Below are 9269 nucleotides of genomic sequence, written 5' to 3'. Positions count from 1 at the left end.
CTGCACGGAGTGGGCCAGGGCGACCAGGATGATCGCGATGCCCTTCGCCGTGTCCACCCAGGTGATGCGTCGCTCGAGTCATGGCTCGATCCTCGGGCATCGGCGGGGGCGCGTCGTCCACGAGGCGGCCGGCCGAGGACCCGCGCACCCGGTGGCCGTCTCTCCGTCACCGGATCGCCGTGATCGAATATGCGCAGAACATCACAGAGGATGCACAGCCGTGCGACACTTGCACATCGCCATCGCCATCGTCGCCGCCGGCCGACTTCCGATGGACGATCACGACGAGGACTCATGGCACGCGCACGCATCACCTGGGTGGACACGGCGAAGGGCATCGCGATCATCCTGGTCGCCCTGGCCCACTCCGTGCAGTGGACCACGACGGCCGGGATCGCCCCCGACTCGTGGAACGAGATCAACCTCCTCCTCATCACCTTCCGGATGCCGCTGTTCTTCCTCGCCTCGGGGCTGTTCGCCGGCTCCGTGCTCACCCGGTCGTGGCCGGAGCTCTGGCGTTCGCGGCTGAGCCTGCTGGTCTGGGCCTTCCTGCTCTGGTCCGTGGTGCGGTTCCTCTTCTTCCTGGTGGTGCCCAACCCGGGCGGCACCGACGAGTCCGACCCGCTCGCGCTGCTCCTCCAGCCGGTGATGCCGCACAACGGGCTCTGGTTCCTCTACGCGCTCACGATCTTCTTCGTGGCCGCCAAGCTCGCGCAGGGCCGGATCGACTGGCGGGTGCAGATCGGCATCGCGACCGCGATCGCCGTGGTCTGGTACGCCGTCCGCTCCAGCACCTCCGAGGGCACCGGGAACATCGCCTGGGACGGCATGGCCCGCTACCTGATGTTCTTCCTGCTCGGCCTCTACCTGCGGAACGCGGTGATCGCGTTCGTGGAGCGCCGCGGGATCCTCAGCGGAGTCGGCTTCGGCGTGCTGTTCCTCGTGCTCGCCGGCGTGATCCTCGCCGTCCGCGCCCGCTTCCCGCTGCTGACGATCGGGCTGGTCCTGGTGAGCGTGCTGGCGGTCCTCGCCGGGCTCGTGGTCGCCCGCTTCCTCTCGAACCGGCGCGGCGCGGGCTGGATCACCTTCATCGGCCGCAACACGCTCCCGGTGTACGTGGTGCACGTCCTCTTCGTCTCGCTCGCCACGAGCACCCTGCTGCTCTTCGACGGCGAGCGCTGGCTCGACGTCATCGGACCGGTCGTGCCGCTCCTGGTCTGCGGGATCGGCGTCGCGGCGGCGCTGGGCTACTGGCGCCTCACCCGCGACCTGCCCGTGCTGAAGTACGGCTTCCAGGCGCCCGCCTGGTTCTCCGGCTCCCGCTCGCGCGTCGACGCCGGCTGACCGCGGGGCGCCCGCCGACGGCACATCGGCATCGGCTCCGGGAGTCTCTTCACCGGGCGAGTCCGTCGATGGCGTCGCGCAGTGAACGGATTCCCAGAGCCGATCTCGCGGATGTGCGCCTGGGAATCCGCTGAAGGTCCGTGAGAGGAAGTCTCAGCGCTCCGTCGCCCGCCTGATCGCTCGGCGTCGAGAGGCCGGCGGCGGCTGGTCCGACGGAGGCGAGCCCCGCTCGGCAGTCGCCGCGCGGTGGACTCCCTCGACGTCGAGAGGGACTGTCTCGATGTCGAGCGACCGGTCGGCGGGAGCGCTCGGAGGGGCGTCCGGGGCCACCCCGGAAAGGGTGCCGCCAGGAGCTCGCGGAAGGCCGCACATCCGCCCCAGTACTGGGATCGGAGGCCGTCGGACCCCTTCCGCCGACCTACTCTCGGAGCTGTGAACGAACTCCTGGACCCGCTCCTGCTGTCGAGATGGCAGTTCGGTCTGACGACGATCTACCACTTCCTGTTCGTGCCGCTCACGATCGGCATGGCGCTCACCGTCGCGATCTTCCAGACCTGCTGGGTGCGCACCGGGAAGGTGCACTACCTGCAGCTGACGAAGTTCTTCGGGAAGCTCTTCCTGATCAACTTCGCGATGGGCGTCGTGACCGGGATCGTCCAGGAGTTCCAGTTCGGGATGAACTGGAGCGACTACTCCCGCTTCGTCGGCGACGTCTTCGGGGCCCCGCTGGCGTTCGAGGGCCTGCTCGCCTTCTTCCTCGAGGCGACCTTCATCGGCCTCTGGATCTTCGGCTGGGACAAGCTGCCCGAGAAGCTGCACCTGGCCACCATCTGGCTGACCACGCTCGGCACCACGCTCTCGGCCTACTTCATCATCGCCGCGAACGCGTTCATGCAGAACCCGGTCGGCTTCCGCATCAACGAGACCAAGGGCCGCGCGGAGCTCACCGACATCTGGGCGCTCCTCACCAACAAGGTCGCTCTCGCCGCGTTCCCGCACACGATCTTCGCCTGCTTCATGGTCTCGGCCGCCGTCATCATCAGCGTCGCGGCCTACCACCTCTCGCGGAACCAGCACCTCGAGACCATGCGCCCCGCGCTGAGGTTCGGCGCCTGGATGATGCTCGTCAGCGGCGGCCTGACCCTGTTCACCGGCGACTCGCTCGGCCTCGCGATGGTCGACACGCAGCCGATGAAGATGGCGGCCGCGGAGGCGCTCTACAGGACCTCCACGGGCGTCGACGCCTCCTTCTCCGTCTTCACCTGGGGCACGCCGGACGGCTCGAGCGAGCTGTTCTCGATCCGCATCCCCTACCTGCTCTCCTTCCTCTCGACGCACACCTTCACCGGCACGGTCGAAGGCATCAACGACCTCCAGGCGCAGTACACCCAGGTCTACGGACCCGGCGACTACACGCCGATCATCTGGGTCACCTACTGGTCGTTCCGCTGGATGATGGCCCTCGGCGTCCTGGCCATCGGCATCGCCGCGGCCGGCCTCTGGTTCACCCGGAAGGGCCGCGAGCCGAAGCAGTGGATGTGGAAGGTCGCGATCTGGGCCGCCCCGCTGCCGCTGATGGCGATGATCGTGGGCTGGGTCTTCACCGAGATGGGCCGCCAGCCGTGGCTCGTGTTCGGACTGCTGAAGACCGCCGACGGAGTCTCGCCCGGAGTGAGCGGCCTCGAGGTCCTGATCTCGCTGCTCGCCTTCACCGCGATCTACGGCACGCTCGCCGTGGTCGAGTTCCGCCTGATCAAGCGGGCCGCGCAGGCCGGCCCCGACGACGCTCCCGAGGTCGACGAGGAGAGCGGTCGCCCGCAGCTCGTCGGCACCGTCTACTAGGAGGCACCCCTCATGGATCTCGCCGTTCTCTGGTTCTGGATCGTCGCGTTCTTCTTCATCGGCTACTTCGTCCTCGACGGGTTCGACTTCGGCGTCGGCATGTCGCTCCCGTTCCTCGGGCGCGACGACACCGACCGCCGCGTGCTGATCAACACGATCGGCCCGGTGTGGGACCTGAACGAGACGTGGGTGATCGTCGCCGGCGCCGCCCTGTTCGCCGCGTTCCCGGAGTGGTACGCCACGCTCTTCAGCGGGTTCTACCTGCCGCTTCTGCTCATCCTGCTCGCGCTGATCGCCCGCGGCGTCTCGTTCGAGTACCGGCACCAGCGTCCGGAGGCGCAGTGGAAGCGGCGCTTCGACACGATGATCGTCGTCGGCTCCGCGGTGCCCGCCTTCCTCTGGGGCGTGGCCTTCGCGAACATCGTGCAGGGCGTCCCGATGGACGCCGACCACAACTTCACCGGCACCGTCCTGGACCTGCTGAACCCCTACGCGCTCCTGGGCGGAGCGACGACCCTCCTGCTCTTCTTCACGCACGGAGTCGTCTTCGTCGCCCTGAAGACGGAGGGGGAGATCCGCGAGCGTGCGCGCCGCCTGGCGACCCGCGCGGGGCTGCTCACCGTGGTCGTCGCCGCGGTCTTCCTGGCCTGGACCAACCTCGGCCAGGGGAGCACCGCCTCCTGGGCGCTCTCGGCGGGCGCGGCCGCGACCCTCGTCGGCGGCTGGCTCGCGATCACGCGAGGCCGGGAGGGACGCGCCTTCGCGCTGCTGGCCGGCACCATCGCGCTCGCCGTGCTCGCCCTCTTCGCGACGCTGTTCCCCGCGGTGATGCCGGCCTCGAACGTCCCCGCCTACGGGCTGACGATCGAGAACGCCTCCAGCACGCCCTATACGCTGGCGGTCATGAGTTGGACCGCCCTGGTGTTCGTGCCGCTCATCGTCGGCTACCAGGCCTGGACCTACTGGATCTTCCGCAAGCGCATCAGCCGCGCGCACATCCCGGTCGACGCCCACTGACGTGAAGCCCCTCGATCCGCGCCTGCTCCGCTACGCCCGGGCGGCCCGCGTGTTCCTCCTGCTCGGCGGGGTGCTCGCGCTGGCGAGGACCCTGGCGATCGTCGCCTTCGCGTGGCTCGTGGCGCAGCTGGTGGCCGGTGCGGTCGACGGGAGGAGCGCCGACGATCTCGCGCCGCTGCTGGCCGCCCTGCTCGCGGTCGTCGCGGCGCGGGCGGCTCTCGCCTGGGCGACCGAGGTGAACGCGGTGCGCGGAGGAGCAGGAGCGAAGGCGCAGCTGCGGCAGGCGGTCCTCGCCGCACTGGTCGAGCTCGGCCCGGCGGGCCGCTCCGATGGGGGCTCGGGCGGGGTCGTCGCGCTGCTGGGCGGCGGACTGGACTCCCTCGACGGCTACTTCGCCCGCTACCTCCCGCAGCTGATCGCCACCGCGGTGGCGACGCCGCTCCTGACGCTCGTGGTCTTCCTCGCCGATCCGCTCAGCGCGGTGTTCCTGGTGGTGACCCTGCCGCTCATCCCGGTGTTCATGGTGCTGATCGGCTGGGCGACCCAGGCCGTGCAGGCGCGGCAGTGGGAGCGGCTGCAGGCGCTCGCGTCCGGCTTCGTCGACACCGTCGGCGGCCTCGCAACACTCAAGATCTTCGGGCGGGCCGAGCGGCAGGCGACGCGGATCCGCGCGCTGACCGAGGACTACCGCGTGCACACGATGAAGGTGCTGCGGGTGACCTTCGTCAGCGGCTTCGTGCTGGAGCTCGCCGGCTCGCTCTCGGTCGCGCTGGTCGCCGTCTCGATCGGGCTGCGGCTCGTCGACGGCTCGCTGGGGCTGGCCGTCGGGCTGTTCGTCCTGGTGCTGGCGCCGGACGTGTTCCTGCCGGTGCGCCAGGTCGGTGCCGAGTTCCATGCGGCGGCGGACGGGGTGCAGGCGGCGGACCGCGCCTTCGCCGTCCTCGAGCGCGCGGCGGCCCTGCCCGCTCGCGGGAAGGCCTCGGCGGCGACGGGGGCGCTCGAGCTGCGGGGTCTCGCGGTCGACGACGGACGCGGGCGGACGCTCGCTCCTGTCGACGCGGTGCTCCCCGTCGGGTCGATCACCGTGGTGACCGGGCCCAGCGGGTCCGGGAAGTCGACGCTGATCGCCGCGCTCGCGGGCTTCGTGCCCTTCTCGGGCACGCTGCTGCTCGGCGGGTCGCCGGTCGCGGATCTGCGGTCGACGCTCGCCTGGGCGGGCCAGCGGCCCGACCTTCTCCCGGGGAGCGTCGCCTCCGCCGTCGGGCTCGGAGCACTCTCGCCGGACCCCGAGCGCGTGCGGCGGGCCCTGGCGATCGCCGCCGTCGACGTGGACCCCGAGCGCCGGCTCGACGCCGAGGGGACGGGCCTCTCGGGCGGGCAGAGCGCCCGTGTCGCCGTCGCCCGCGCTGTGCACCGCCTGCTCGAGCGCGGGTGCGCGGTGCTGGCCCTGGACGAGCCGACCGCCGCCCTCGACGACGAGTCCGAGCGGGCGCTGCTCGCCGGACTCAGGTCGCTGGCGGAGAGCGGGACGATCGTCGTCGTCGCCAGCCACCGGCCCGCGACCGTCGCGGCGGCCGACGCCGTGATCGCCTTGGCGCCGGCGGAGGCGGTCGCGAGGTGAACCGCTCCGACGTCCTCCGCGCCGCGATGCCCGGGCCGCGCCGCTTCCTGCCGGGTCTGTCCTTCGGGCTGCTCTCCTCCTCCGCCGTCGTGGCGCTGCTGGCCTGCTCCGCCTGGCTGATCGTCCGCGCGGCCGAGCAGCCGCCGATCCTGTTCCTCTCCATGGCCGTCGTGGGCGTGCGGGCCTTCGCGCTGGCGCGGGCCTTCTTCCGCTACCTCGAGCGGCTGACCGGCCACGACGCCGCCTTCCGCGCGCTCGCGGAGCTCCGGGCGGGCGTCTACGAGCGCCTGGTGCCGGTCGCGCCGGACGGGCTGGGCCGCGTTCGCCGTGGCGACCTGGTCTCCCGGGTGGTGGCGGACGTCGACGCCCAGCAGGACGTGCCGCTGCGCGTCGTGCAGCCGCTGGTCGTCGCGGCGCTGGTCGCTGCGGTCTCGGTGGTCGGCGTCTGGCTGCTGCTGCCGGCGATGGGCGCCGTGCTGCTGGCGCTGCTGGTCCTCGCCTTCGCCGGTGGGGCCCTGGGCGCCGGCCGGCTCTCCGCGCAGGCGGATCGCGAGCTGGCGCCGCTGCGCGGGGAGCTCGCCGAGCGCCTCAACCTGCTGGTCACCCGCCTCGACGTGCTCATCGCCTTCGATGCGGCGGGTGACGCTCTGGCGGACGTGGCACGCGCGGAGGAGTCGCTCGCCCGGGCGGCGCGTCGGCGGGCGGCCTCCGCCGGACTGGCCGCGGCCGTCCTCGCCCTCTGCTCGGGCGGTGCGGTCTGGGCGGGCCTCGCGCTCGGGATCCCGGCGATCGGCGACCTCGGCGGTCCGGCGCTGGGAGTCGTCGCGCTCGTGCCGCTCGCGGTCTTCGAGGTCGCCGCCGCCGCGCCGCTCGCCGTGCAGGCGGCGCGCACCGCGCTCTCGAGCGCTCAGCGCCTGGCCGATCTGGACGCCGAGGCGGCGTCGCCGGCGCTCGCGACCGACGCGGACGTGGACCCGGATGCCCCGGCTCCCCGGGGCGCCGGCATCGTCCTGCGCGACCTGTCGGTGAGCTGGCCCGGCGCGCACACGCCCGCGCTGCGGGGCGTCTCGCTCGACCTGCCGGAGGGTGCGCGCGTCCTCGTCACCGGCGGCAGCGGGTCCGGGAAGACCACGCTCGCGCACGCTCTGGTGCGCTTCCTCGACCACTCCGGCAGCTACCTCCTGGGCGGAGTCGAGGCGCGCACGCTGCCGCAGGCGGAGGTGCGGAAGCGGGTCGGGCTCGTGGAGCAGCAGCCGTACCTCTTCGACGACACGATCCGGCAGAACCTCCTCTTCGCGCGGCCCGAGGCCGATGGCGCCGTGCTCGAGGCGGTGCTCGAGCGGGTCGGGCTCGGGCCCTGGGTCGCTGCACGCGGCGGGCTCGACGCGCGGGTGGGGGAGCGGGGCTCGCTCGTCTCGGGCGGTCAGGCTCAGCGGATCGCCCTCGCACGCGCACTCCTGGCCGATTTCCGCGTCCTGGTGCTGGACGAGCCGACGGCGTCGGTGGACGCTCCCGTGGCCGACGCCCTGCTCGGGGATCTGCTCCGCGCCGCCGAGGGGCGGACGGTGGTCCTGATCGCGCACCGGGTCGATCCGGGCCTGGAGTTCGACACGCGGATCCGGGTGGCGGACGGCACGGCGGCTCAGGAGTACCGGGCCGCCTGAGCAGGCGTCCGGCTCCGCGGGGCGGTCGGTCCGAGCGGCCGTTCAGCCGTGCTCCGTCGGGACCGAGGCCCGCGCCAGGGCGGCCGCGCGCGCCAGGCGCCCGCCCTCCGCCTCCCAGCGGTCGAGGACCGCGTCCGCCCGGGTCCGCGCCGCACCAAGCAGCCCTGCCAGGAGCGGAGCGACGACGTCGCGGGCCAGCGGGTCGCTCAGCTCGTCCACGCGGGAGTCGCGGACGAAGCCCTCGAGCCGGGTGAGGTCGGAGCCGCGCAGCCACTCGGCTCGGGACTGCAGCAGCACGACGGCCGCCAGCCGCGGCTCGAACACCGCCGGCTCCCACAGCTCGGAGGAGAGGGCGGTCACGTCGTCGTGCTCGAGCGAGCGGAACTTCCTCAGCGCGTCGCGGACGGTGCCGCGGACCGCCCCGACCGAGGCGCCCGTCGAGTCGAGCCCTGCTCCCAGGCGCTCGCGCACGTCCTGCGCGCGCCAGACGTCGCCCTCGTACTCCAGGGCCGAGCGGATGAAGTCGCCGGGGTCGCTCACCCCTCCATCATGCGTCGCGCGTCAGCCCCGGCTGGCCCAGACGGCCCGTCCGATGCCGTCGTACTCGACGAGGCGGCCGTCGTCCTGCAGCACGAGGCGGTAGGGCGCGACGACGCCGCTCTGGCCGATGCCGAAGGAGATCCTCGGGAACCGCAGCCAGAGGATCCGGGAGTCGGCCACGTCGAGCCGGCCCTCGGAGCTCATCGAGAAGGCGGCACCGGAGGCGGAGGAGGTGTTCGTCGCCCAGTCCGCGCCGTTCGGCCCGTAGACGACGAAGTTGCCGTCGCGCTGCATCTCAGCCCGCCACTGCCCGCTCGCCGAGGTCAGCCGCGTGCCCGCGACGACGAGGCCGCTCGGGGAGAGCGAGTCGCGCACGACGAGCGCGGCACTGCTCCAGAGGACGCCGGAGTCGTCCGCGATCCGGAGATCGCCCTCGCGGAGGACCATCGTGGCGCCCGGCTCGCCGGACGTGTCCGAGGCCCACACGGGCGCGTCGTCCGCGGTGTAGACCACGGCGTTCCCGTCGTCCTGCATCCGGAGTACGTTGCCCCGGCCGCGGGTGCCGCTCGCCCAGAGAGCCCCGCCCTGTCCGTAGACGACGAGGTTGCCGTCCGCCTGCATGACCGCCGTGGTGCCTCCCTGAGTGGCGAGCCGGTTCCCCGCGTAGAGGGTGCTGCCGCGGCGGAGGGTGTCGGTGCGCGGCTCGTCGATCCGGCCGCCGATGCTGCTGGCCCAGGCGGCCGAGCCGCTGCGGCGGTAGATCACGAGATTGCCGTCGTCCTGCATCCGCAGCTCGCCGCCCGGGTCGGCCACCGTGCCGCTCGCCCAGACCGGGCGCCCGTCCGCGGCGTACACGACGAGGTTGCCGTCGTCCTGCATCCGCAGGCTGTCGCCGCGCCCCTGCGTGCCCGAGGCCCAGGTGGGACGGCCGCCGGCGGCGTAGACCACGGCGTTGCCGTCGGTCTGCATCACGAGGGAGGAGGCGCCGTCGGGGGACACCAGGCGCTCGCCGCGCGCGAGCTGCTCGCCGGCACGGAGGACCGCGGCGGAGGCGACGGCGGAGGACGCCGAGGGCGGGGCCTCGACCGCGGAGGCGGGCAGCGAGCCCAGCAGGAGCGCGCCCGTGGCGGCGAGCGCCGCGAGGGAGGCGGTCAGGGAGCGGCCGGAGGGGAGGTGCGTCATCGCAGGAGTCCTGTCGGGGAGGGCGGCGGTCGGCTCGTCCAGGGCCAGCACCGCGCACC

Annotated in this window: 7 protein-coding genes; 5 read left to right on the top strand and 2 right to left on the bottom strand. The window is 72.9% G+C overall.

The window, feature by feature from the left end; translation table 11 throughout:
- The first annotated feature begins 294 nt into the window (after positions 1-294).
- The 5 genes from C5C33_RS17540 to cydC all read left to right on the top strand — a co-directional run bounded on the left by C5C33_RS17540 (position 295) and on the right by cydC (position 7488).
- A complete protein-coding gene (locus tag C5C33_RS17540; RefSeq protein WP_181131414.1) occupies positions 295-1344 on the top strand; it encodes an acyltransferase family protein in 1050 nt (349 codons plus the stop codon).
- A gap of 432 nt (positions 1345-1776) precedes the next feature.
- Positions 1777-3186: a cytochrome ubiquinol oxidase subunit I gene (locus C5C33_RS17535; RefSeq protein WP_104261744.1), complete on the top strand. Its 1410-nt coding sequence runs from the start codon at positions 1777-1779 to the stop codon at positions 3184-3186.
- A gap of 12 nt (positions 3187-3198) precedes the next feature.
- Positions 3199-4203 (top strand): cytochrome d ubiquinol oxidase subunit II, encoded by a 1005-nt coding sequence (gene cydB, locus C5C33_RS17530; RefSeq protein ID WP_104246540.1) that lies wholly within the window; start codon positions 3199-3201, stop codon positions 4201-4203.
- Between the two features lies 1 nt (position 4204).
- Positions 4205-5824 carry a thiol reductant ABC exporter subunit CydD gene (gene cydD, locus C5C33_RS17525; protein ID WP_104261743.1) on the top strand — a complete coding sequence of 540 codons (1620 nt, stop codon included), beginning with the start codon at positions 4205-4207 and terminating at the stop codon, positions 5822-5824.
- Entirely contained in the window at positions 5821-7488 is a 1668-nt protein-coding gene (gene cydC / locus C5C33_RS17520; RefSeq protein WP_104261742.1) for a thiol reductant ABC exporter subunit CydC, read from the top strand. The genes cydD and cydC overlap by 4 nt, the downstream gene beginning before the upstream one ends.
- Positions 7489-7530: 42 nt before the next feature.
- On the opposite strand, the gene C5C33_RS17515 is transcribed toward cydC, so the two are convergent.
- Both C5C33_RS17515 and C5C33_RS17510 read right to left on the bottom strand, forming a co-directional pair.
- Positions 7531-8028 (bottom strand): DNA alkylation repair protein, encoded by a 498-nt coding sequence (locus C5C33_RS17515; RefSeq protein WP_104261741.1) that lies wholly within the window; start codon positions 8026-8028, stop codon positions 7531-7533.
- A gap of 21 nt (positions 8029-8049) precedes the next feature.
- A partial coding sequence (locus C5C33_RS17510; RefSeq protein WP_219814961.1) for a hypothetical protein occupies positions 8050-9269 on the bottom strand: 1220 nt, incomplete at its 5' end.

The organism is Rathayibacter sp. AY1H3, from assembly GCF_002932015.1.
This window is presented reverse-complemented; position numbering and strand designations above follow the sequence as displayed.